Below are 23,125 nucleotides of genomic sequence, written 5' to 3' on the forward strand. Positions count from 1 at the left end.
CCCGCCCGCGCTTCGCCCAACCGTCCCGCTGCCGATACGTTTGATGGTTCGACGCAACAACACGGGGACGGATCAACTCAGGCGCGGCAAACTCATGGCAAACTCATGTATTGTTTCCTGACTATGCAGACCGCGCATTTTTCTTGCATAGTCTGAAGCAACCATGCTGCAACGGGCGCCCGGCCAAAACCGGTTCGCTACTGCGGCGCATCCTCCCCGTTCTCAGCCATCGCGCATCACGGCTTGCGCGAGCCGACACCATGACGAAAAACGTTCTGAGCATCCAGTCGCATGTCGTGTTTGGGCACGCCGGCAACAGCGCGGCGGCGTTCCCGATGCGCCGGCTCGGCGTCAACGTCTGGCCGCTCAATACCGTGCAGCTCTCGAATCACACGCAATACGGCCATTGGAGCGGCAGCGCGATCGACGCATCGCAGATGGAGGAGCTCGTCGAAGGGATCGGCGCGATCGGCATGCTGCCGCGCTGCGACGCCGTGCTGTCCGGCTATCTGGGCACGCCGGAGCAAGCGCAATCGGTGCTGGAGATCGTCAAGGCCGTGAAGGCCGCCAATCCGCGTGCGTGGTACTTCTGCGATCCGGTGATGGGCGCGGCGAGCGGCTGGAAAGTCGCGCCGGGCATTCAGGAATTCCTCGTGCGCACGATGCCGGAGATGGCCGACGCGATGGCGCCAAACCACTTCGAGTTGCAGCGGCTGGTGGGCCGCGAAATCGAGACGTTCGAAGAAGCCGTCACCGCCTGCCGCGAGGTCATCGCCCGCGGGCCCAAGCTCATGCTGGTCAAGCACTTGCTCGACCGCAACAGCCCCGCCGACCGGTTCAACATGCTCGTCGTCACCGAGCGCGAGGCCTGGATGGGTCAGCGTCCGCTCTATCCGTTCGCGCGGCAGCCGGTCGGCGTCGGCGATCTGACGAGCGCGGTGTTCGTCGCGCGCACGCTGCTCGGCGATTCGATTCGCGCGGCGTTCGAGCACACGCTGGCCGCTGTGAATGCAGTGGTCAAGGCGACCTGGCAGGCGGGACGCTACGAGCTCGAACTGGTTGCCGCGCAGAACGAAATCGCGCAGCCGCGCGAATGGTTCGATGCGTGGGTGGCCGCTGAGACGGCGTAGAAGCGGCCTGGAAACGGCCTGAATCAAGCGAGAGAGCGCGGCATCTGGCGATCTCGTCATAGCGTGGTTCAGGACGCGCCGTTGTGGTGCGCGTCGGTGGCGCGGTATGCACTGCATGCTGCCGGGGCACCTGGCTTTTTGCCTAAGGCGTTGGCCTTTCCTTGTTTTCTTATTGGTTTATTAGTGTTGCCCCTGTGCGGGGCGGCACCTACTTTCTTTGCCGCCGCAAAGAAAGTAGGCAAAGAAAGCGCCCCGCTTCACACCGCTAATTCTTAAGCGGGTCCCCTGGCTTGGAGGGTGTAGTGGAGCATCTGGAATCAGTGTCCTCGCGCACTCCGCGCTTGTGACAAGGCAGTCATACTTCCGGCGGCGCTATGCGCGCCGTGGCGGTACTTCACGAAACCGTCCTCTGGGTTTGAGGCCCGCTCGTGGCTGGAACCCAGTGGTTCGCGCTGCGCGCGCCGGAGCGGTACTTCAGAAAACCGCCCGCCAGTTTGGATACCTTGGCAACTTGGGAGCGGCTCACAACTCGTCGATGCAGTTGACGTCAGTTGCTGGTCGAACCCACGCCCGGCTGATTGGCAACTTCGGCGGAGCTGGCTGTGGCAGCCGCCGCCCGTTGTGCGCGCAGTGCGACAACCTTGCGCGTTGCTTCAACGGCCTCCTCCGGGTATCCCGCATCGCTGAACTCGTAGCCGACCGTCTTATAGTCGGCCAGTTCGGCTAGCACTTCCGCCCGCGTCAGTCCCGCCGCCTGCGCCGACGATGCGCCAACAGCCGTGACACCCAGCAAACCGACACACAGCGACACCCAAACAACCTTCATCATGTTTCTCCGATTGACTCGACCAAAACGGTCAAACAAAGTCTAGCGACAGCCGCGCGTAAGAAAATCCCCCGCGCGCGGAAGGCACTGTTCCGCACTGTGTGAGCAATCCGCGGCGAGCGCGGCTGGGCGTGCGGGCGGCGATTGTCATCCGGCCGTCCTATAATGCCTGCCGCGTGGACAAAGCAGCCGCCCGTCCACGCGGCATTTTTTCAGCATCCGGCATTCAGCAGACGAGGCATCGATGGACGGTTATATCCGCAGCGAGCGGGAAGAATATTTTGAGCAGTTGTGCATCAGCGTCGACGCTGACGAAGCCCACGAGCAGGAAGCGATCGAGTACTTCGAGAGCCAGTTCGACGAAGCCGACTTCGATCCGGCCCAGTGGCTCGACATCGCGCTCTACTATTCGCCGGCGGTGGCGCGCGGCATCATCGACATGGTGACGCCCGACGACAAGGCGCGCAGCAACATCGCTGAAGTAATCGCCGACAACCTCGACATCTCGTACGGCGAGGACGAATGCCAGCAGTTTGCCGAGACCATCGAGTTTGCGCTCAACAACGGCGTACCGGTCGATCTCGACCTGGTGCTCGACGGCTGCCAGCGCGCCATCGACGACCTCGACACCTGGGCCGATGAAGACACCAAGGCGCCGCTCTTGCGTCTACGTGAAGAGTTGCTGCGCCAGCAAGGCGAGCACTAAGGGCTTGGCTTTAACCCGCTGATTTTCCGGCGCATTCGCGGCCCGGCGGCTGCGGATGCGCTACTGCAGTAAAGTCGGCGCACTCGCGCCGGTTTCCTGAGCTGGGTTCTCTACTTCGCTTTCTCTACACCGCCTTCTCTCCAGCGCTTTCCCTGCACCGCTTTCTCGCACTTCTTCCTGGCACCTCTTCCTGGCACCTCTTCCTGGCACCGCGTTTTGCAGCCGATTTTCTTAAGCATGTGCCGCAATCCGCATCTACGCGCCCGGTCTGACAGGCCGCCAGCCCAAGCGCTTCGCCGTCTATGCCGAAATGCTCATTCAAAGCGCCGCGAATTGCCAAGACGGCTGCAAATTGGCTTTTTATATTCGCGCCAGATTGACGGGCGCGTGCTTGCCACTCCGCGTAATCCAGCGTTGTTTACGAAGACGGATCATCCGTAGTCCGACGATGCGCGGGATGCGAACAGGAGACGGCTCGCGCGCGTCGATCCAGCGTTACTGCCTTGCTGCTTTCCCAACCTGAAACTGACGATGGAAGGAGAGACCATGAGTCTTCGCAACCCGCTGAAACCGCTTGCACTGATCGTTGGCGCCGTCTTCGCGATGGGGCCGCTGGCCAGTTTCGCCGACGACCTGCCGGTCAAGATCGGCTTTGCTGCGCCGATGACGGGAGCCAACGCCGGCTACGGCAAGGATCTGGAAAACGGCGTACGGCTTGCGATCGAAGAAGCCAACGCCCAGAAGATCAAGATCGGCGACAAGGTCGCACAATTCCAGCTCGTCTCCGAGGACGACCAGGCCGACCCGCGCATTGGCGTTCAGGCGGCGCAGAAGCTGGTTGACCAGAGCGTATCGGCGATAGTGGGCCACTTCAATTCGGGCACGACGATTCCTGCGTCGCAGATATACGAACAGGCCGGCATTCCGGTGATCGACCCGGCCGCGACCAACCCGATCATTACCGGGCGAGGTTTTGCGAACACCTTCATGGTGATTTCCACCGATGCGCAGAACGCCGGCAATGCGGGGATTTATGCCGTCGAGGTGACCAAAGCCAAACGGATTGCGATCATCGACGACCGGACCGCCTTCGGCCAAGGCGAGGCCGACGAGTTCGAGAAAGCGGTGAAGGCGCACGGCGGCAACATCGTGACGCGGGAGTACACCGATAATCATGCTGTTGATTTCAGCACCCAGCTCACCAAGATCAAGTCGACTAATGCGGATCTGATTTTCTTCGGCGGGCTGGATACGCAGGCTGCCGGGTTTGCCAAGAAGATGAAGCAATTGGGGATGACCGCTCAGCTGGTGGGCGGCGGCGGCGTGGTGGATCCCGAGTTCATCAAACTGGCCGGCGATTCGTCTGAAGGCGTGATGGCATGGGAGTATGGCAGGCCGTTGGCTCAGTTGCCTGGCGGCAAGGATTTTTCTGCCAAGTTCAAGAAGAGATTCGGGGTGGATATCCTGTCGTACGCGCCATTTGGGTATGACGGGGCATGGGCGGCTATTCGCGCCATGCAGCAGGCTAAGTCCAGTTCGCCGGCTGTTTATCGGCCTGTGCTGAAGGGGATTGATTTTGACGGTGTCACTGGGAAGATTTCTTTTGATAATACCGGGGCGTTGAAGAGTGGGGCTTCTACGCTATATCAGGTTAAGGGGGCGGTTTGGGTGCCGGTTGTTACTAAGAGTGGGAGTTAAGGTTTTTTTGCCTGCGCGGCGCTTATGTCTGTGTGCCTGCGGCGTTGGCCTTTCCTTGATTTCCTATCGGTTTTTTAGCGTTCCCCCTGTGCTGTTTGCCTACTCGGCGCTTTAGGTTGTACGCCTACGACGTTGGCCTTTCCTTGCTTTCTTATTGGTTTATTAACGTGCCCCCTGTGCGGGGGGCACCTACTTTTCTTTGCCGGCCGCAAAGAAAAGCAACCGTATTGGAAGTCAAGCGGCGAGCTGTCCCTCAAGGTGCGAATTGTCGGTCGTGGAGAGCATTTTGTGGGCGCGCGTAATCCTCGCGACCCGCACGATTGAGCAACCTGCAGAAGGTGGGCATGGGCGGCGTGAATGCTTGCGTTAAAAGCGCAACAGCCGGACGCAACCCTGCCGGAAGTCAGTCAGCCGATGGTCTCCAGGGTGTCGAGTTGTGGACCATGGCGTTGAGCGTGACGATGAGTTTGCGGATGCAGGCCGTCATGGCAACCTTGAACGGCTTGCCGGCGTTGCGCAGACGGTCATAGAACGCCCTGATGGTGGGGTTAAAGCGCAGCGCAGGCACGCAGGCCATGTACAGCGCGCGCCGCACGATGGCGCGGCCGCCCTGGATGCGACGCTTGCCGACATGCTTGCCGCTGTCGCAATTGAAAGGTGCGACGCCGGTGAGTGCGGCGATCTCGCGGCGGTTCAGCGAGCCGAGCTGGGGCATGAAGGCGATCAGCGTCGCGGCAGCGCCGGGGCCGATGCCGGGCACGGAGCGCAGCAGGTCTTCCTTCTGGCGCCAGGCAGGTGAAGAACGCAGGAACGAATCGATGTCATGATCCGCGAGCCTGAGCTGCTGTTTGAGCCACTTGATGTGATCGTTCAGGCTCCCGCGGGCTGCGGCATGGGCGCGCTCCAGGCGTGCTTTCTCGGCGACCAGCATGTCCATGAGCTGGGCCCGGCGCAGCAGCAGGGCCTGCAACTGCTCGGTCTGTACATCGTTCAGGGGGCGCACGACGGGCTTGATGGCAGCGGCGAATTGAGCAATGACAAACGCGTCGATGCGATCGGTCTTGGCGCGCGTGCCGGTGGCCCTGGCGAAGTCGCGCACCTGTCGGGGATTGACCGCGACAGCGGGCAGTCCGGCCTGACAGAGCGCCCTGAGTACGGCGAGCTCGAGCTTGCCGGTGGCCTCCATGACGATCAGTGTGGGATTGAGCGCGCCAAGGCGCTGGACCAGCTGGTCGATGGCGACGGTTTCATTGTCGACACTGAAATGTTCGGTGGTGTCGTGGATGGCGACATCGAGGGTGCTGCCGCTGACGTCGATGCCGATATAAACGGAAGAAGAAGGCTGGTTCATCACGGTACCCATACTTGCAGGAAAATACGAGCTCGGGGCTCAGTCAACTGTTCGGGTTAAGAGGATGAAAAGGACAGTCGCTCAGGCTTTTCTGCGGGCTCGAAGCACTTTAGGCAGACGAGCTGACTGTCCATGTGGCGACAACTGATCGGATCGGCGCCACAGGAGGGAATATACAAGTAGGCAAAAGAAAGCGGCTCAAACCGCTGACACTTAAGCGGGTCCCCTGGCTTGGAGGAGGTAGTGGAGCATCTGGAATCTGTGTCTTCGCGCACTCCGCGCTGGTGACAAGGCCGTCATACCTCCGGCGGCGCTGCGCGCGCCGCGGCGGTACTTCACAAAACCATCGGCCATTTTCGTACCTGTGGATATCCAGGTGTAACGGCTTGTCTTCGCTGCGCTAGCGGCGTGCCTGCGGTTGTTCAAGCGTAAGGGCTTGGCTACGCTGACGTAACTCGCGGCTGGTTCGGCGCGATGACTCGCCCTCGCGTTCCCAATCTCTTGCCGAGGCGCTGGCGTCTCATTCGGAATAATGGTTCGCACCCCACACTTCGGCGCCTCGCCGAGGCGCAGCCGATGGCTCCCACCGCGCACAAACGAACCCACTGGTTTCCCGTGCAGACCATTCCGGCGAGCACGCAGTGCGAGGCGGGAAGAATGACGCAGGAAGCGCTTACGCCCCATCGGTGTTGAGAAGTACCGCTGCGGCGCGCGCAGCGTCGCCGGAAGTATGACTGCCTTGTCACCAGCGCCGAATGTGCGAGAACACTGATTCCAGATGCTCCACTACCTCCTCCAAGCCAGGAGACCCGCTTAAGCGTTAGCGGTGTGAAGCCGCTTTCTTTGCTTACTTTCTTTGCGGCGGCAAAGAAAGTAAGTGCCCGCCCCGCACAGGGGCGACGCTAATAAACCACTAAGAAATCAAGGAAAGGCCAACGCCGCAGGCAAACACCCCAACCAAGCGCCACGCGCAAAAAAAACCTTATTTCAAAACCTTAACCACAACCTCAGAATCCAAATCCCTTTGAACCCGAACCAGATCCGACTTCACGTCGAGAAACTCAGTAGGAGAACACATCTGATGCCCAAACCCGGCCCGAAGGTGCCGCCTAACCTGCAATACCCGCTCCGCAGGATCAAACACATAGTGAGAAGAAAAATCAAAAACCCGATCTTTCACCACCGCATCAGGCGGCACATCGATCACTTGAACAAACCTCGGCAATGCCAACTCCAAAGTCTCATCAAACTCCCCTCCAATACAAGTCCATGGCTGCGTCCTTAAAGGCTCCGCAAGCCACGCTTGCACCTGACTCCCCATGCCGCCAGACAAGCTCGTCAAAGCCGGCACAGCCGTCGTCCCATCCTCCCAGACAAAATGCTCCACACGCCCTTGCATCGAAGTAGAAAAAGGCCCATCCATAGCGGCCACATCGCCCGTGCGCAATTGCGCAGTCCCATGCAGCCCCGTCTGCAATAACCTGCTCGCGGCAATCAACTGGGTCCGCTGCCGCGTTGCCCTACGAAACATATTGCGCTCGAGCTCCGCCGTCGACCCTACATCTTCCACGCGATATGCGTAATTAGCCGCCCCGCTCTCATCGACATCGATCTGCAATCGCGCAGTCCGCTCGCGCAACTGTGTGGCCGGCGTGCGCGACAGCATTCCCTCGTCGACCAGCAGCGCGGGCCGGTCCATCACGCTCGCCGGCAAATAACCGAAACTAACGCCGCCCGCCGTCGTGTCGGCATACAAGAACAACTCAGGAATCCAGACGATTGCATGATTGATCGCGCTCCCGCCATATCCCGGCACGTCCGGCAAACTGTAGTACGGCCCGAGATTGAGCAGCACGGCCTCGCTGCGAATGCCCACCGCGGCCAGCAACGCGCCGTACAACGCGACGTGATCCTTGCAGTCGCCGTAACGATTGCGCAGAATGTCGATCGCCTTGTGCGGGATCGCCGCCGTCTCGCCGAGAAACAACGCTACGTAGCGAATGTTCAACCGCATCCAGTCGTACAGCACCTGCGCCTTCGCGCGCGGATCCGTAGCCTGCGCAGTCAGACTCTGTGCGAGGCGCACGATCGCCGGGTCGTTCATCGTCGCGTCGACGGCCGGTCCGCGATAACGCGCGGCAAAACTCGCGAAGTCGGGCACCGTCGATATCATCAGGCGGTCTCCCCAGTTCGCATAGCCGACCGCGCCCGCTTCGAGCGGCGCATACGGGCCGTGCCGGTAATCGAATTCGTAGCGGGTACGGCCGTTCTCCGTGACCGGCGGCAGCGCGAGGTAGCCGCGCGCGTCGGTATAAAACGGCACGTCGGCGGGTAAGTCGAAGATCAGACGCTGCATCTCGACCGGCTCGCGCGTCGGTTCGACCAGGTACGCGAAGGTGCCGGCCTGCAAAGGCTTCGTGCGCGTCTTGCGAAACGCCAGATGCACGCGTGAACCGGGCTCGACGCCCGGAAAAATCACCGTGCGCAATACGCCGTCCTGGAAATTCGGTGCGCCGGCCGAGCGCGGTTCCTGCACGTCGCGGATCGCCTCCGGGCCGACCTGGTGCGCCACGCCGTTCGGGTCGATCGTTTCCGCAACCAGCAATTGCACCTGCTCGATGTCCTTGTTGAACCACACGTAGCGTTGCGCGATATCGTCGACGCCACTCGTCGTGTTGGCACGCAAAATCGTGTCGTCGTGTTCTTCCACCGAGCCGTCTTTCTGGATCACGAAGAGATGGACGTCGCGCTCCATCGTCGACGGTGCGAGATCGTCGCTGGCGGCGGGCTCACCTGCATGCGCGATAGCGACGCACCCGCCCAGCATCAACGCGGCGGCTAGCCTCGTGAACGCGAAGCACCTCGTCATGTGCGGCGCGCCCTGCCCCGACGCGGCGGCTAGCTTTACGAACGCGAAGCACCGCGTCATGTGCGGCGCGCCCTGCCCCGCGCGCGCCATGCTCGCGGACTCGAAGCAAACTCCGCGCGAAACGTGTGATTGAAATTCGATAGATCGTTAAAGCCGCAATCCAGCGCAACGTCGACGATCTTCGCGCCGTCGTCATGAAGACGCAGCGCTGCCGCTCGCAAACGCGCCCGCAGAATGTATTGATGCGGCGTCACGCCGGTCACCCGCCGGAAGGTCCGCAGGAAGTAGAACTCACTCAAACCCGCCGCCGCCGCAAGGCTCGCGAGCGTATGCGGCGCGGCGGGCGCGGCGTCGATCAGACGCACGGTCTGCGCGACGCGCGACCATGCCGCGGCGCTGGCCGGCTGCCCTGCGCGCGTCAATGCCCCGGCCGCATCCAGGGTCGCGACGGCCAGTTCGACGGCAAGCTCATCCCACACCGGTTCGCCCACATCGGAAGCCCCCGCGCAGGCTCGCGCGATCAACGGCGACAGCGAACGAAGCGCCGGCATCCGCGCGCGCCTGAAGTTCAGATTGCCGCTTGCGATGCCTGCGTCGGCGGCGAGCTGCTCGAAGTAAGCCGGCGCATAGCGAAACGCGATACAGCGATCGCCGGCCCCGTGCCGATGGCCGCACTCGAAGCAGTCGCCGTTGTTGCCTAGCAGCAGCGCCCCCGGGGTCAGCAGTTCGCGCCCTGCCGCAGCCCGGTAGCCGAACGAGCCGGCGACCACCATCGCGATGCACACGCCGCCGTGCCGCTCCTCGAACGGCTGGTCGCGTGGTCCGAAGGTGCAAAGAATGTCCGCGACGTCCCAGCCCGCGCCCTGCGCCAACGGGCGCGCGGCCATGCTGCCGCGCGAGCCTTCCCGTGCGCGTTGCGCGAGCGCCTGCTGCAAAGTGACGGCAATTTTCCCCAAGATGCACCTCGGCTGAGTCCGTATTCTGGTTTTAGCACATCGGCGGCCGGCGCGGTTTTGCCGCTTGCGACACGCCGCCGCCTCGCTAAACGCCTGAAGGAGGACACACGATGAACATGCTGGACAACGATCTGGAGCGCGGCTTCCAGGACGCATTAAGCGCGCCCGCGCGCGCCGCCGACATCGACGCCGCCGATGACGTCTACGGCTGGCTGATCGGCAGTTGGGACATGGACGTGGTGCACTACCGCGTCGACCTCGGCGCAGAGCGCCGACGCGGCGAGATTTATTTCGGCTGGGTGCTGGAGGGCCGCGCTGTGCAGGACGTGTGGATCATGCCGCCACGCGGCGAGCGGCACGCGGGGCTCGCCGTCACTGACGACATGTACGGCACCACGTTGCGCGTCTGGGACGCAGCGCTGCGTGCGTGGCGGGTCACCTATATCAATCCACGGACTGGACAACGTGATGAACTGATCGGCCGACGCGTCGGCGATGCGCTCGTGCAGATTGGCACGCATGCCGATGGCACGCCGATTCGTTGGAATTTCACTGATATCACGAGGGATGCTTTTCGCTGGACTGGTGTTGCGCTCGCGCAGGACGGCGTGACCTGGAGGCTTGAAGCTGAGTTTCATGCTCGGCGCAGACGTGCCTGAAGATGGGCTTTTCTTGGTTTTTTTGCCTTTGGCGGCGGCATTGTTCTGGGTGCCTATGGCGTTGGCCTTTCCTTGATTTGTTTGCCTTGCGAGGCGGCATTGGCTGTTCGCCTGCGGCGTTGGCCTTTCCTTGTTTTCTTAGTGGTCTATTAGCGTCGCCCCTGTGCGGGGCAGGCACTTACTTTCTTTGCCGCCGCAAAGAAAGTAAGCAAAGAAAGCGGCTTCACCCCGCTAATTCTTAAGCGGGTCCCCTGGCTTGGAGGAGGTAGTGGAGCATCTGGAATCAGTGTTCTCGCACACTCCGCGCTGGTGACAAGGCAGTCATACTTCCGGCGGCGCTGCGCGCGCCGTGGCGGTACTTCCCAACACCGATGGGGCGTGTGCGCCTTCGGCATCATCCTTCCCGCCTCGCACTGCGTGCTCGCCGGAACGGCCTGCGAGGGAAACCAGTGGCTTCATTTGCAAGTAGCGGGGGCATCGGCTTCGCCTCGGCGAGGCACCCGAGTGTGCGGGTGTGGGCCACCACTCCGAGTGAGACGCTGTTGCCTTCGCGAGGCGTAGGGGACGCGAGGGCGAGCCACCGCGCCGAACCAGGCGCGGGCGCCCAAACCGCCGGGCGGTTTGATGAAGTACCGCCACGGCGCGCGCAGCGCCGCCGGAAGTATGACTGCCTTGTCACCAGCGCGGAATGTGCGAGAACACCGATTCCAGATGCTCCACTGCCTCCTCCAAGCCAGGGGACCCGCTTAAGAATTAGCGGGGTGAAGCCGCTTTCTTTTGCCTACTTTTCTTTGCGGCCGGCAAAGAAAAGTAGGTGCCCCCCCGCACAGGGGGAACGCTAATAAACCAATATCAAATCAAGGAAAGGCCACCGCCGTAGGCACACAGAAGAATGCCGCCGCCAAAGGCAAAACCCCAACCACTCGCTCCGCGAAACCAAACCCTTATTCTCCAATTTGCCCCAGCAAGGCCTGCAACTTCTCAACATGCCGCAACAACAAATGCCGATGCTTCTCAATCTGCTCGAGCCGCCCGGCAAGATCGGCCTGAATCGGATCATCCAGATCGGCGGCAGCAATCACATCCTCCACTTTCGACCGCATAGCGGCCAACTCCACCGGTGCATGGCTCAAATGCCGCTCAAACCGCCGTACGTCCTGCACCGCCAGATCCCGGACCTTGCGGAAATGCGCCTGGCGCCGATGCGCTTCGGCATCGAGCGTCTCCTCCTCCACGCGTTTGGCCGGCGCGGCCTGGCCGAAAATCGGCTCGGGCGGCCGCAGCACCGTTTTCTTACGCACCGGATACGCAGTGCCCCGAAAACGCGCAAGCGGCATTTCGTTGTCGATCGCCTCACGCGCATTGGCCGGTATGTCCTGCTCCGTGTGCGGCGTGTTCATCCAGCCGTTCGGCAAACCAGTGACCGCCTCGATGCCACGCACGAACTCCTCGCTGAATTCGCGCTGGCCGGACAACATTAATTTCAGGTAGCTGGCGGAGAAGGTCATCATGCGCGCGAGACGGGTCGCGGCACCGACCTCGCGGGTCAGCAGCACCAGGTTCGCTCGCCAGACCGGGAGCAACAATTCGTCGGAATCTTCCATCGCTGGGTCTTCCATCTCTTTTGCCCGATGTACGGATGACGCGCTCGCACGCGTCATATTTCTGAAAGGGTAGCCGTTTCACTGCATGGCGTGCAATGGCAGCGCACTCACCCGGCAGTTTTTCGATTTGCCGAAGTTACACGCTACCGCGTGCAGCCGGCTTCACGGAGCGCGAGGTGTGCGTTTTGCATTGACACAGCCATACATCCAGCGTTCCAAGTCAGCGCACGCAATGTGCAGCTTCCCGTGGAATTTTTCGGCACGCATTATGCTGTTTCGCTAGCGCCACCACGTCGATTTAAGGACAGGCCGGCTTCCTTTCCGACCGGTCGAGTCGCATTGACGGCCGCCGGCAAATGCTGCAGCGCTCTATACGCTCTGCGCGAAACCGGCAGCATGCAATCACGGACACATGCTGTTACACCTGTGTCGTGCAACGGCGGCAAAGGCGGATCCCCCGCAAAACGCGGATTAGCTGCACAAATACTGTGGGGAAGATGAGGTGAACACCGACGCGGCGCCGGAGGGTCGGCGCCGCTTGAGAGGAGACAGGCGTGTTGCGCCGCAGCGGCGCGGAAAGTCAGGCCGAGGCGATCCGGTCCAACGCCGTCGTCACCAATTTTTCCAGCAAAGGCTCGACCTTCGCGGCCAGCGTTTCGTCGTATGCATACGGCATCTGTTCTTCCATATACGTAATCTGTGACAACTCGAGCTGCACCGCGTGCACGCCCTGCGCCGGCTGCCCATACTGGCGCGTGATATAGCCGCCCTTGAAGCGCCCGTTCGCGACCGCCGAATAACCGCCATGCCGTTCGACCACAGCGGCCAATTCCTCGCCCAGTCCCGCCACCGCACTCGTCCCGTTGGACGTGCCGAAGTTGAAATCCGGCAGACGTCCTTCGAAAAAGCGCGGCACGTGCGAGCGGATCGAATGGGCTTCCCACAGCAGCACCTTGCCGTGCTTCGCCTTCAACGCGACGAGTTCGCCTGCCAGTGCGTCGTGATACGGCTTCCAGTACGCATCGCGCCGGCGCGCGACTTCGGCGTCGGTCGGCAGATGGCCTTCGCGGTACAGCGGTTCCTTGTCGAACGTATCGACCGGCAGCAAACCGGTGGTGTCCTGCCCCGGATAGAGATTCGCGCCATCAGGCGGACGGTTCAGGTCGATCACATAGCGCGCGTACGAAGGCGACAGGATCGACGCGCCCATGCGCTTCGCGAACGCATACAGACGGTCGAGGTGCCAGTCGCAGTCGTCGGTACGCTGCGCGACGGGCGTCATCGTCGCGGCGATGTCGGCGGGGATTTGCGTGCCCAGATGCGGGATCGAAATCAGCAGCGGCAGGCTTCCTCGATGCAACGTGAAAACCGGCGGAGTAGTTAAAGTCGACGAAGCAGTCATGTCAGTCCGGAATCAATGGGATCGAAGGCTCAATCACGTAAGCAACCCACGTAAGCAAGTCCCTTTAGCAACTCACTTCAGCAAGTCCGCGAGCGCCACACGATAGCGCGCGTAAGCGCCCTCTTCGTCGCGATGCCGGCGGTTGTCGACGACCTTGTCGCCGCCCGCGTAGACGTCGCGAATCGGCGTCTCGCCATGCTCGCAGAATACAACGCCCGAGAGCCACGCGTGCGGCGCGTGCTCGGCGATGCTCGAATGATCCGCGTCCAGCACCAGCCAGTCGGCGCGCCGGCCGGCCTGCAACGCGCCGACCGTGCGGCCTGTCGCGTGCGCGCCGCCTTCGAGCGCGGCGTCGAACAGACGGTCGGCCACATGCGTGGCTTGCGCCGATGCCAGCACATTGCGTTGACGGCGCGTGAGGCGCTGGCCGTATTCGAGCAAACGCAACTCGGCGCGCCAATCGACGCCGATATGGCTGTCCGAGCCGACGCCGATGCGCCCTTGCGCTTCGAGATATTCATGCGCCGGGAAAATGCCGTCGCCGAGATTGGCTTCGGTGGTCAAGCACAAACCGGCGACCGCGCCGCTCTTCGCGAGCGCAAGCGTTTCGTTCGCATCGACGTGCGTGGCATGCACGAGGCACCAGCGGCTATCGACATCGAAACGATCGAGCAGCCATTGCACCGGCCGCGCGCCCTCGGTTTCCAGACACGCGTCGACTTCGGCGGTTTGCTCGGCGATATGAATATGAACCGGCGCCCTTGCATCGATGCCGCCAAGCAGCGCACGCAACGAATCCGCCGATACCGCGCGCAACGAATGTGGCGCCACGCCGTAACGCAACGCGGCGTTTTCGGGACGCGCCGCGCGCAAGGTGCCGAGCAGATCGAGCAGACTGTCCGGCGTATTGATGAAGCGCTGCTGATCTTCGCGCGGCGCACGTGAGCCGAAACCGCTGTACTGATATAGCACCGGCAGCATCGTCATACCGATGCCGCTCGCCGACGCGGCATCCACCACACGCTGCGCCAGTTCCGCTTGATTCGCGTAGCGGCTGCCGTCAGGGGTGTGATGCACATAGTGGAATTCGCAGACCGACGTATAGCCCGCCTTCAGCATTTCGATGTAAAGCCACTGCGCGACCGACGCGAGCCCTTCCGGCGTGATCCGCGCGGCAAAGCGATACATCAGATCGCGCCAGCTCCAGAAATTGTCGGTGGCGTTCGCGCGATATTCAGTGAGGCCGGCCATCGCGCGCTGAAAGGCGTGCGAGTGCAGATTCGGCATGCCTGGCAGTACGGGACCCGCTGCTTTTTGCACGCCCGCAGGCGCAGCGGCCGTATCGGCCGTGACCGAGGTCAGTGTGCCAGTAGCGTCCCACTCCAGCAGCACATTGCGGCGCCAGCCATCCGGCAGGTACGCATGGTCGGCGAATAGCGATTGCTTCGATTGCGTCATCTTCAGGCCTTAGCTCAATTCACGCCGCGTATAAACCGTCTCGCCCGAGCGCACGACCCGCGCGCACAACGGACGCCCAATCCAGTAAGCCAGCTCCGCCAGCGACTCGACCGACCATACGGCGAAATCCGCCGCACGCCCCACTTCCAGCGAGCCGTGCGTATCCGCTTTGCCGAGCGCGCGCGCCGCGTGCGCCGTCACGCCCTGCAGCACTTCGGGCACGGTCATGCGGAACAGCGTGGTCGCCATGTTCATCATCAGCAGCAGCGATGTAGTGGGCGACGTGCCAGGGTTGCTGTCGGTCGAAATCGCGATCGGCACCTGATAGCGCCGCAGCAGATCCAACGGCGGCAATTGCGTCTCGCGAATGAAGTAGTACGCGCCTGGCAATAGCACGGCAACCGTGCCCGCTTCCTTCATTGCGGCGACGCCCGCTTCGTCGAGAAATTCGAGGTGATCCGCGGACAGCGCATGGTGGCGCGCCGCCAATGCCGTGCCACCGCCATTCGACAACTGCTCGGCATGCATCTTCACCGGCAACCTGTAGCGCTCGGCTGCTTTGAACACGCGCTCGCTTTGTTCCAGCGAAAAGCCGATGCGCTCACAGAACACATCGACCGCATCCACCAGGCCTTCGCCGGCGAGCGCGGGCAGCATGGTGTTGCAGACTTCGTCGATGTACGCATCGGCGCGGCCTGCAAATTCAGGCGGCAATGCATGCGCGCCGAGAAATGTCGTATAGACCGACACCGGATAACGTTCGCCCAGACGGCGCGCAACGCGCAGCATCTTGCGCTCGCTGGCGAGGTCGAGGCCGTAACCGGATTTGATTTCCACCGCCGTGACGCCTTCGGCGAGCAGCGGTTCGAGCCGCGCGGCGGATTGGCGGAACAAGCTGTCTTCGTCGGCGGCACGCGTGGCGCGTACCGTGGAGACGATACCGCCGCCCTGCCGCGCGATCTCTTCATAGCTCACGCCAGCCAGGCGCTGCGCGAACTCGTCGGCGCGCTGACCGCCGTACACCAGATGCGTGTGGCAATCGACGAGACCCGGGCTCACCCATGCGCCGTGCAGATCTTCGCGCGGCCACGCAGCGTATTCAGCGGGTAATTCGGACGCTGCGCCGAGCCACGCGATCTTGCCGTCTTCTACGGCAATCGCAGCGTCGGGCAGCGTGTGTTGGGGGTCGCCCTGCGGGCAGAGTTTCAGGTGATGCCAGACGGTTTGCTTCATCGCGTGCTCTTTGCAGCTTGTTGCGTGTCTGTAGTGGTTCGCGGCGCGCTTTTTTCAAAGCGCGGCCGTGAGCCGTCGTCATCGTTGCGCGTAGCGGATGGTGATCGCGAGCAATGCGCCCGCGCCTTTGACTGTGCATGACAGTGATTGCGGTGTGTCGATGCGTAGCGTGTCGTCTGCGTTCAGTGAAAACGGCTGAGCGCGGTTGCCCAACTGAACTTCAACCGAACCGCTTGCGCAAAACAACAGCACCACGTCGGCGGACAGATCGCGTTGCGTATCGCCGCGCCATACTTCGACCTCTCCCGCCGCCGCGCCACGCCGCACCATCAGGTTGAAGTCGCGTGTTGCACCGTCGACCAGACGCGCGTCGATTTGCGCTTCGCCAGCGAAACGTGCGATATCGAGTGGCTGTGTCAATGCACGCGTTTTCAGGCCATTCACATTGTCCGTTTCATCGAGCAACATGCCCGCGCCGGACAACAGCGCAAGCGTGCGATCGATGCCGACGAAACGCGAGAACGGCCCGGCCTGCGCCACATCGGCGACGCTCACGCGCCACACGAATGCATCGAGCCCGGCGCCCTCGGGGAACGCCGCCACTTCGCGCGTGACGCCGCCGCCGTTCTTCCACGGCGCCGCCACCAGGTCGGCGCCGCGGATCAGCGTCACGGTTGCCATGCTGCCGACAAGCGGGCTGTGAAGCGTCACGATCAACGGCCCAGCATCGGCAGATTCAGGCCTGCCTCGCGCGCCGTTTCCTGCGCGAGTTCATAGCCCGCATCCGCGTGACGCATCACGCCGGTGGCCGGATCGTTGAACAGCACGCGGCCGAGGCGCCTGGCTGCCGCATCGGTGCCGTCCGCGACGATCACCACACCCGAGTGCTGGCTGAAGCCCATGCCGACGCCACCGCCATGATGCAGCGAGACCCACGATGCGCCGCCTGCCGTGTTCAGCAATGCGTTGAGCAACGGCCAGTCGCTGACCGCATCCGAGCCGTCCTTCATCGATTCGGTTTCGCGATTCGGGCTCGCCACCGAACCGGTGTCGAGGTGATCGCGGCCGATCACGATCGGCGCCTTCAGCTCGCCGTTCCTGACCATTTCGTTGAACGCCTGGCCCAGACGATAACGATCCTTCACGCCGACCCAGCAGATCCGCGCCGGCAGGCCCTGGAACGCGATACGTTCGCGCGCCATGTCGAGCCAGTTGTGCAGATGCGGATCGTCGGGGATCAGTTCCTTGACCTTCGCATCGGTCTTATAGATGTCTTCCGGATCGCCCGACAGCGCGACCCAGCGGAACGGGCCCTTGCCTTCGCAAAACAACGGGCGGATATACGCCGGCACGAAGCCCGGGAAATCGAACGCATTTTCGACGCCCATTTCCAGCGCCATCTGACGGATGTTGTTGCCGTAGTCGAGCGTGGCCGCGCCGCGTTCCTGCAGCGTCAGCATCGCCTGCACCTGCCTGGCCATCGATTGCTTGGCGGGCAGCACGATGCTGTCCGGCACCGTCTTCTGACGCTCGCGCCAGTCTTCGACATTCCAGCCTTGCGGCAGGTAGCCGTGGATCGGATCGTGCGCGCTCGTCTGGTCGGTCACGCAATCCGGCGTGATGCCGCGCGCCACGCATTCCGCGAACACGTCAGCGGCATTGCCGAGCAGACCGATCGACACCGGCTTGCCCGCCTTCTTCGCTTCTTCGAGCATCGCGAGCGCTTCGTCGAGCGTCGCCGCTTTCTTGTCGACGTAACGCGTCTTCAGACGGAAGTCGATGCGCGTCTCGTCGCATTCGACGGCGATCATCGAGAAGCCCGCCATCGTCGCCGCGAGCGGCTGCGCGCCGCCCATGCCGCCGAGACCGCCCGTCAGAATCCAGCGGCCCGACGGGTCGCCGTTGAAATGCTGGTTCGCCACCGAGAAGAACGTCTCGTAGGTGCCCTGCACGATGCCCTGGCTGCCGATGTAGATCCAGCTGCCGGCGGTCATCTGGCCGTACATCATCAAACCCTTGCGATCGAGTTCGTGGAAGTGTTCCCACGTCGCCCAATGCGGCACCAGATTCGAATTCGCCAGCAGCACGCGCGGCGCGTCCGCGTGAGTGCGGAACACGCCGACCGGCTTACCCGATTGAATCAGCAGCGTCTCGTCTTCGTTCAGGTCCTTCAGCGATGTCAGGATCTGATCGAAACAGTCCCAGTTACGCGCGGCACGGCCGATGCCGCCGTACACGACCAGCGCATGCGGATGCTCGGCGACTTCCGGGTCCAGATTGTTCTGGATCATCCGGTACGCGGCTTCCGCAATCCAGGTCTTGCAGGTCTTTTCCGCACCGCGCGGTGCGCGGATCGTGCGGGTTGGGTCCAGACGCGGATCGATATGTTTCGGGTTATTCATGGTGGCCCTCGGAATGTTTGACGATGTTCGGAAAATGGCGAATCAGAAATGTCCGGTGAAACGATAGCGGCTGCCGGGATGCCAGAGATTGGCAACGGAAGCGACCTGGCTTTGCGACCACGTGCGCCGATGCAGCACGAGGCATGGTTCGAGCTCATCCATGGTCAGCAACTGCCGCGTATCAGCGTCCGCGGCCAACGCTTCGATGCGGTATTCGACACGCTGCAGCGGCGCGACGCGCACCAGATACTGGTTCGGCGTCGTGTTGGTGAAGTCCTGCAGCGCATACTCGGGCGCGACCGCCGGATTGACCCAGCGCTCTTCGAGCTGCACCGGCTCGTCGTTTTCGAAATGCAGCACGCGCGAATGAAACACCGGGCTGCCCGCGCTCACCTGCATTTCCTCGGCGAGCGCTTCGTCGGCGATGCTCGCGCCGATGTGCAGCACGTTCGCCTGATAACGATGACCGCGCGCGACGATTTCGTCGGAGATGCTGCGGATCGCCACCAGCGTCGATTCGTACTTGGGGCGGGCCACGAAAGTGCCCGAACCCTGCACACGCGTAAGGACCTGCTCCGAGGTCAACTCGCGCAACGCGCGGTTGACCGTCATGCGCGCGACGTTGAATTCGCGCGCGAGCTCGTTTTCGGAGGGCACCTGGTCGCCTTCAGCCCATTCGCCCGCATGGATGCGGCCGAGGATGAAGTCCTTGATGCCCTGATAGGCCGGTGCGTTCATTGGCTTGCTCTGCCTGACTGTCTGCTTCTGCTTATTGTTCGGAGGCGAACGAGAACGGGCTGTGTCGGGCGATCGTGCCGGATTGCACGAGACGCGTCACGGCCGCGATATCCGGCGCGAAGTAGTGATCGAGTTCGTAATGCGCGACATCCTTGCGCACCGTGTCCATCACCTTCTGCAGGCTCGGGCTGGTCTTGTGCGGCGCGCGCAGATCGACGCCTTGCGCGGCGGCGAGCAACTCGATCGACAGAATGTTCGCGGTGTTCTCGGCGATGTCGCCGAGCTTGCGCGCGGCGAAGGTCGCCATCGACACGTGATCTTCCTGGTTCGCCGAAGTGGGCAGCGAATCGACCGATGCCGGATGCGCGAGCGTCTTGTTCTCCGACGCGAGCGCCGCAGCCGTCACGTGAGCGATCATGAAGCCCGAATTCACACCGCCGTCGCGCACGAGGAACGGCGGCAGGCCCGACAGCGTCGCGTCGATCAGCAGCGCGATGCGGCGTTCGGCCAGCGCGCCGATTTCAGCGGCGGCGAGCGCGAGATTGTCGGCAGCGAACGCGACCGGTTCCGCGTGGAAGTTACCGCCCGACAGCACTTCGCCGGTGTCCGGGAAAATCAGCGGGTTGTCGGAGACGGCGTTCGCTTCGATCAGCAGCACGTCGGCGGCATGCCGCATCTGGTCCAGACATGCGCCCATGACTTGCGGCTGGCAGCGCAGGCTGTACGGGTCCTGCACCTTATCGCAATCGGCGTGCGAGACGTTGATCCCAGAACCTTCCAGCAGCGAACGGTAGGCGGTTGCCGCTTCGATCTGACCTTGATGACCGCGCAATTCGTGGATGCGCGCGTCGAACGGCTTGACCGAACCCGCTGCTGCGTCCACCGACAAGGCGCCCGCGACCAGCGCGGTGCGGTACAGGTCTTCGATTGCGAACATGTTGTACAGCGCGAGCGCGGTCGATGCCTGCGTGCCGTTCAGCAGCGCAAGACCTTCCTTCGCTTGCAAGGTGAGCGGCTTCAGGCCGACAAGGGCGAGACCCTCGGTAGCCGGCATGCGCTCGCCCTTCGCGAACACTTCGCCGACGCCGAGCAACACTGCCGACATATGCGCGAGCGGCGCGAGGTCGCCCGATGCGCCGACCGAACCCTTGACCGGAATCACCGGCAGCACGTCGGCGTTGTACAGCGTAATCAGCGCTTCCATCACTTCGCGGCGGATGCCCGAGTGCCCGCGGCCGAGGCTCGACAGCTTCAGCGCGATCAACAGACGCACAACCGGACGCGACATCGGCTCACCCACGCCGACCGCGTGCGACAGTACCAGATTGCGTTGCAGCAGTTCGAGCTGGTCGCGCGGAATGTGCGTGCTGGCGAGGCGCCCGAAACCCGTGTTGATGCCATACGCCGGCTCGCCCTTAGCGGCGATGTCGGCAACGGCCTTGGCGCAGGCGTCGATAGCGGCATGGCTGGCGGGATCGAGTTGCAGCGCGACGTGTTCGCGTGCGATCTCGCGCAGTTGCGGGAGGGTCAGGTAGCCGGGCTTCAGAATGATCATGGTTTTGTGTCCTGTCTATACAATTTGAGAGAAGTCTAGCGTCGCCGTCTTGTATATACAACTTGTTTTTGCAGGTTTCGGCCCAGGGGTTTCCATTAGGGCGGGATGCTTGCGTAGTATGTATATCGCTTACGCCGGGACCTCGCGTATCGGGGGCACACGGCACGGCACTCGATCCTCACGGCCGTCAACTTGTCTATACACGTTACACGTTCAAAATATCCCTCGGCAAGCGAACAAAAAAGCGGACAAAAAGATTTCGCGCGCCTGGCGCGGCCCGCTAAAGCCTCACCCGCGCCGCCATAAAGTCCAGAAAACACTGCACCCGTCCCGCCAGCGACGCGCTCTGGTAATACACTGCGCTCACCGGCTGCCGCTCGTCCAGCAGCACGCTTTCGAGAATCGGCACCAGCCGTTCTTCGCGTACATCGGCGGTGGTCATGAAGTCGGCCAGGCACGCAATGCCCCACCCCGACAAGGCCAACTGCCGCAGCGTTTCGCCGCTCGACGCGGTGATCGACGGCTCGATCTTCAGCGACCCGGCGCGACCCTTTCCGCCCTCCCGCAACGGCCAGCGGTTCAGATGCTCCGGCGCGGTGAAGCCGATCAGCCGATGCGAGTGCAACGCATCCACTGAGCGCGGTTCGCCATATTCGGCCAGATACGCCGGACTCGCGAGCACCCTCAGCTTGCTGCTGCCCAAGGCCCGCGCATGCAAGGTCGAATCCTGCAACGCGCCGATCCGGATCGCGATATCCACCTTCTGTTCGAGCAGATCGACAATCCGCTCGTTGCTGGTCAACTCCAGACGGATCTCCGGATACAGCGCCGAAAACGCCTTCATATACGGCGCGATGCAATGGAGCATGAACGGCGACGCCGCGTCCACGCGCAAACGTCCCGAGGGACGCTCGCGTCCGCGTGTGACGGACTCCTCGGCCTCTTCCATCGCCTCGAGAATGGCCCGGGCGCGCTGCAGGAAGGCTTCGCCCTCTTCGGTCAACTGCAAACGGCGCGTCGTACGCCGCACCAGCGCGGTGTCGAGTTTCTTTTCGAGGCGCGTCAGGGCGCGGCTCACGCCGGATACCGTCTGCTGCAATTTCTCCGCAGCCGCGGTAATCGAGCCGCTGTCGATCACCGTCACCAACACCAATAACTCGTCTGTTGAAGTTTTCATTGTTGATTTCAAATCAAGATTGATTTGAGACTAACACGCTTTTTGCGAGAATCAAGACGATAGATACTGCGCTCCTGTCATCGTGTTTCCACTCGCAGGAGAACGTCTTGAAGATTTTCATCACAGGTGCAAGCGGCTTTATCGGCGGTTCCATCGCGGCTCATCTGGTGCGCGCCGGCCATCACGTGCGCGGTTTGATCCGTAAGCCCGAACACGCCGCCGAACTGCATCGCCTCGGCATCGAACCCGTGATCGGCACGCTCGACGACCGCGCGCTGCTGATTAGCGAAGCGCACGCGGCGGACGCCGTCATCAATGCCGCGAGCAGCGACCACGAAGGCGCCGTCAAAGCGCTGATCGAGGGCCTTAACGGCTCGGGCAAGCCGTTTCTGCATACGAGCGGCTCGAGCATCGTCGGCGATGCGTCGGGCGGCGAAGCGGGCGGAGCGCGCATCTATCACGAAGACACCCTGCCCGAGCCGACCGCGGATAAAGCGGCACGCGTCGCGATCGATCAGCTCGTACTCAATGCGGCGCAACAGAACATCCGCTCGGCCGTGCTGTGCAACACGCTGATCTACGGACACGGTGCGGTGGCCGGCAGCGCCAGCGTGCAGTTGCCGCGGCTCGTGCGCCAGGCGCAGAAGAGCGGCGTCGTGCGGCACGTGGGCAGCGGCGGCAACATCTGGTCGAACGTGCATATCGACGACGTCGCCGAACTCTATCGCCTCGCGTTGGAAAACACGCCGGCGGGCACGTTCTACTTCGTCGAAAGCGGAGAGGCGTCGTTCCGCGACATGAGCGCCGCGATCGCCCGCGTGCTGAAGCTGGGCGCGCCGCAAGACTGGCCGCTGGAAGAAGCGCAGAAGGAATGGGGCTATGAAATGGCGTCGTACGGACTCGGTTCGAACAGCCGGGTGCGCGGTGAGCGCGCGCGCAAACTGCTTGGCTGGCAGCCGAGGCGTACGTCCGTGATCGACTGGATCGAGCACGACATGATGTCCCCCAAGGGGACTTCCTTCGGGGCGCCCCCCAAGGGGACTTCCTTCGGGGCGTAAGCTGTGTAAGCGTCGACGTTGCGAATTCGTAAGCCCAGCTCGATAGAATCGCGCCCACATAATGGTGCGATTCGATCATCCGGGTCGCGCGCGAGCCCGGATTTGATCGATGAACTTGGCGCTGAACCTCGACTGGCTAACCAACCTGCTGGCGATTCTTTTCGTTGTGGCGTGCCTGTACGATGCTCGCTACGACGAATACGGCACGCTGACACTGTCGGCGGCCGCGATGGGGCTCGCGGTGATGGCGATCGAAATCTTCCTCAAGCCCGCGTTCGACATGGCACTGTGAGGAGGACGCTG

Annotated in this window: 19 protein-coding genes; 6 read left to right on the forward strand and 13 right to left on the reverse strand. The window is 62.6% G+C overall.

From position 1 onward, the window contains the following. The first annotated feature begins 260 nt into the window (after nt 1-260). The gene (gene pdxY, locus WN982_RS13770; protein WP_341312538.1) at nt 261-1,130 is read left to right on the forward strand and encodes a pyridoxal kinase PdxY; all 870 of its coding nucleotides are present in this window, start codon (nt 261-263) and stop codon (nt 1,128-1,130) included. A 547-nt stretch (nt 1,131-1,677) separates the two neighbouring features. Here the strand turns inward: pdxY and WN982_RS13775 are convergent. After that, nucleotides 1,678-1,959, reverse strand: coding sequence for a DUF4148 domain-containing protein (locus WN982_RS13775; protein WP_341312539.1), 282 nt, complete (start codon nt 1,957-1,959; stop codon nt 1,678-1,680). 241 nt (nt 1,960-2,200) lie between these two features. Here WN982_RS13775 and WN982_RS13780 point away from each other — a divergent pair, with 241 nt between their 5' ends. Continuing rightward, on the forward strand, nt 2,201-2,662 hold the full coding sequence (locus tag WN982_RS13780; RefSeq protein WP_341312540.1) for a hypothetical protein: 462 nt from the start codon (nt 2,201-2,203) through the stop codon (nt 2,660-2,662). 546 nt (nt 2,663-3,208) lie between these two features. Further along, nucleotides 3,209-4,360, forward strand: a complete 1,152-nt coding sequence (locus tag WN982_RS13785; RefSeq protein ID WP_341312541.1) for a branched-chain amino acid ABC transporter substrate-binding protein — start codon at nt 3,209-3,211, stop codon at nt 4,358-4,360. 403 nt (nt 4,361-4,763) lie between these two features. On the opposite strand, the gene WN982_RS13790 is transcribed toward WN982_RS13785, so the two are convergent. From WN982_RS13790 to WN982_RS13800, 3 genes are all read right to left on the reverse strand, one after another. Next, entirely contained in the window at nt 4,764-5,711 is a 948-nt protein-coding gene (locus WN982_RS13790) for an IS110 family transposase (RefSeq protein ID WP_341312542.1), read from the reverse strand. Between the two features lie 982 nt (nt 5,712-6,693). Then, entirely contained in the window at nt 6,694-8,580 is a 1,887-nt protein-coding gene (locus WN982_RS13795; RefSeq protein ID WP_341312543.1) for a DUF3857 and transglutaminase domain-containing protein, read from the reverse strand. A 56-nt stretch (nt 8,581-8,636) separates the two neighbouring features. After that, entirely contained in the window at nt 8,637-9,536 is a 900-nt protein-coding gene (locus WN982_RS13800) for an AraC family transcriptional regulator (RefSeq protein ID WP_341312544.1), read from the reverse strand. 110 nt (nt 9,537-9,646) lie between these two features. Here WN982_RS13800 and WN982_RS13805 point away from each other — a divergent pair, with 110 nt between their 5' ends. Further along, nucleotides 9,647-10,195, forward strand: a complete 549-nt coding sequence (locus WN982_RS13805) for a hypothetical protein (protein ID WP_341312545.1) — start codon at nt 9,647-9,649, stop codon at nt 10,193-10,195. Nucleotides 10,196-11,139: 944 nt separating this feature from the next. Here WN982_RS13805 and WN982_RS13810 read toward each other — a convergent pair. From WN982_RS13810 to WN982_RS13850, 9 genes are all read right to left on the reverse strand, one after another. After that, nucleotides 11,140-11,799, reverse strand: coding sequence for a hypothetical protein (locus WN982_RS13810; protein ID WP_341312546.1), 660 nt, complete (start codon nt 11,797-11,799; stop codon nt 11,140-11,142). 580 nt (nt 11,800-12,379) lie between these two features. Next, the gene (gene hutG / locus WN982_RS13815; RefSeq protein WP_341312547.1) at nt 12,380-13,201 is read right to left on the reverse strand and encodes an N-formylglutamate deformylase; all 822 of its coding nucleotides are present in this window, start codon (nt 13,199-13,201) and stop codon (nt 12,380-12,382) included. Nucleotides 13,202-13,273: 72 nt separating this feature from the next. Continuing rightward, nucleotides 13,274-14,659 (reverse strand): formimidoylglutamate deiminase, encoded by a 1,386-nt coding sequence (locus WN982_RS13820; RefSeq protein WP_341312548.1) that lies wholly within the window; start codon nt 14,657-14,659, stop codon nt 13,274-13,276. Nucleotides 14,660-14,668: 9 nt separating this feature from the next. Continuing rightward, entirely contained in the window at nt 14,669-15,892 is a 1,224-nt protein-coding gene (gene hutI / locus WN982_RS13825) for an imidazolonepropionase (protein ID WP_341312549.1), read from the reverse strand. Between the two features lie 78 nt (nt 15,893-15,970). Beyond that, nucleotides 15,971-16,573 (reverse strand): HutD family protein, encoded by a 603-nt coding sequence (locus WN982_RS13830; RefSeq protein WP_341315791.1) that lies wholly within the window; start codon nt 16,571-16,573, stop codon nt 15,971-15,973. Nucleotides 16,574-16,605: 32 nt separating this feature from the next. Then, nucleotides 16,606-18,294: a urocanate hydratase gene (gene hutU / locus WN982_RS13835; RefSeq protein ID WP_341312550.1), complete on the reverse strand. Its 1,689-nt coding sequence runs from the start codon at nt 18,292-18,294 to the stop codon at nt 16,606-16,608. A 42-nt stretch (nt 18,295-18,336) separates the two neighbouring features. Next, nucleotides 18,337-19,032 (reverse strand): histidine utilization repressor, encoded by a 696-nt coding sequence (gene hutC, locus WN982_RS13840; RefSeq protein ID WP_341312551.1) that lies wholly within the window; start codon nt 19,030-19,032, stop codon nt 18,337-18,339. Nucleotides 19,033-19,063: 31 nt separating this feature from the next. Continuing rightward, the gene (gene hutH, locus WN982_RS13845) at nt 19,064-20,587 is read right to left on the reverse strand and encodes a histidine ammonia-lyase (protein WP_341312552.1); all 1,524 of its coding nucleotides are present in this window, start codon (nt 20,585-20,587) and stop codon (nt 19,064-19,066) included. A gap of 280 nt (nt 20,588-20,867) precedes the next feature. After that, nucleotides 20,868-21,764: a LysR family transcriptional regulator gene (locus tag WN982_RS13850; RefSeq protein ID WP_341312553.1), complete on the reverse strand. Its 897-nt coding sequence runs from the start codon at nt 21,762-21,764 to the stop codon at nt 20,868-20,870. Between the two features lie 107 nt (nt 21,765-21,871). On the opposite strand from WN982_RS13850, the gene WN982_RS13855 reads away from it, so the two are divergent. Together WN982_RS13855 and WN982_RS13860 are read left to right on the forward strand one after the other, a co-directional pair. After that, nucleotides 21,872-22,822, forward strand: a complete 951-nt coding sequence (locus WN982_RS13855; protein WP_341312554.1) for an NAD-dependent epimerase/dehydratase family protein — start codon at nt 21,872-21,874, stop codon at nt 22,820-22,822. A gap of 109 nt (nt 22,823-22,931) precedes the next feature. Beyond that, nucleotides 22,932-23,114 (forward strand): hypothetical protein, encoded by a 183-nt coding sequence (locus WN982_RS13860; RefSeq protein WP_341312555.1) that lies wholly within the window; start codon nt 22,932-22,934, stop codon nt 23,112-23,114. Nucleotides 23,115-23,125 lie beyond the last annotated feature (11 nt).

Source organism: Paraburkholderia sp. IMGN_8 (assembly GCF_038050405.1).
Lineage (GTDB): Bacteria > Pseudomonadota > Gammaproteobacteria > Burkholderiales > Burkholderiaceae > Paraburkholderia.

Excerpts from the sequence above, each read along its gene's own strand:
- pdxY (WP_341312538.1), top strand. The coding sequence starts at position 261 with ATGACGAAAAACGTTCTGAGCATCCAGTCGCATGTCGTGTTTGGGCAC.
- WN982_RS13775 (WP_341312539.1), bottom strand. The coding sequence starts at position 1,959 with ATGATGAAGGTTGTTTGGGTGTCGCTGTGTGTCGGTTTGCTGGGTGTC.
- WN982_RS13780 (WP_341312540.1), top strand. The coding sequence starts at position 2,201 with ATGGACGGTTATATCCGCAGCGAGCGGGAAGAATATTTTGAGCAGTTG.
- WN982_RS13785 (WP_341312541.1), top strand. The coding sequence starts at position 3,209 with ATGAGTCTTCGCAACCCGCTGAAACCGCTTGCACTGATCGTTGGCGCC.
- WN982_RS13790 (WP_341312542.1), bottom strand. The coding sequence starts at position 5,711 with ATGAACCAGCCTTCTTCTTCCGTTTATATCGGCATCGACGTCAGCGGC.
- WN982_RS13795 (WP_341312543.1), bottom strand. The coding sequence starts at position 8,580 with ATGACGAGGTGCTTCGCGTTCACGAGGCTAGCCGCCGCGTTGATGCTG.
- WN982_RS13805 (WP_341312545.1), top strand. The coding sequence starts at position 9,647 with ATGAACATGCTGGACAACGATCTGGAGCGCGGCTTCCAGGACGCATTA.
- WN982_RS13810 (WP_341312546.1), bottom strand. The coding sequence starts at position 11,799 with ATGGAAGATTCCGACGAATTGTTGCTCCCGGTCTGGCGAGCGAACCTG.
- hutG (WP_341312547.1), bottom strand. The coding sequence starts at position 13,201 with ATGACTGCTTCGTCGACTTTAACTACTCCGCCGGTTTTCACGTTGCAT.
- WN982_RS13820 (WP_341312548.1), bottom strand. The coding sequence starts at position 14,659 with ATGACGCAATCGAAGCAATCGCTATTCGCCGACCATGCGTACCTGCCG.
- hutI (WP_341312549.1), bottom strand. The coding sequence starts at position 15,892 with ATGAAGCAAACCGTCTGGCATCACCTGAAACTCTGCCCGCAGGGCGAC.
- WN982_RS13830 (WP_341315791.1), bottom strand. The coding sequence starts at position 16,573 with ATGGCAACCGTGACGCTGATCCGCGGCGCCGACCTGGTGGCGGCGCCG.
- hutU (WP_341312550.1), bottom strand. The coding sequence starts at position 18,294 with ATGAATAACCCGAAACATATCGATCCGCGTCTGGACCCAACCCGCACG.
- hutC (WP_341312551.1), bottom strand. The coding sequence starts at position 19,032 with ATGAACGCACCGGCCTATCAGGGCATCAAGGACTTCATCCTCGGCCGC.
- hutH (WP_341312552.1), bottom strand. The coding sequence starts at position 20,587 with ATGATCATTCTGAAGCCCGGCTACCTGACCCTCCCGCAACTGCGCGAG.
- WN982_RS13850 (WP_341312553.1), bottom strand. The coding sequence starts at position 21,764 with ATGAAAACTTCAACAGACGAGTTATTGGTGTTGGTGACGGTGATCGAC.
- WN982_RS13860 (WP_341312555.1), top strand. The coding sequence starts at position 22,932 with ATGAACTTGGCGCTGAACCTCGACTGGCTAACCAACCTGCTGGCGATT.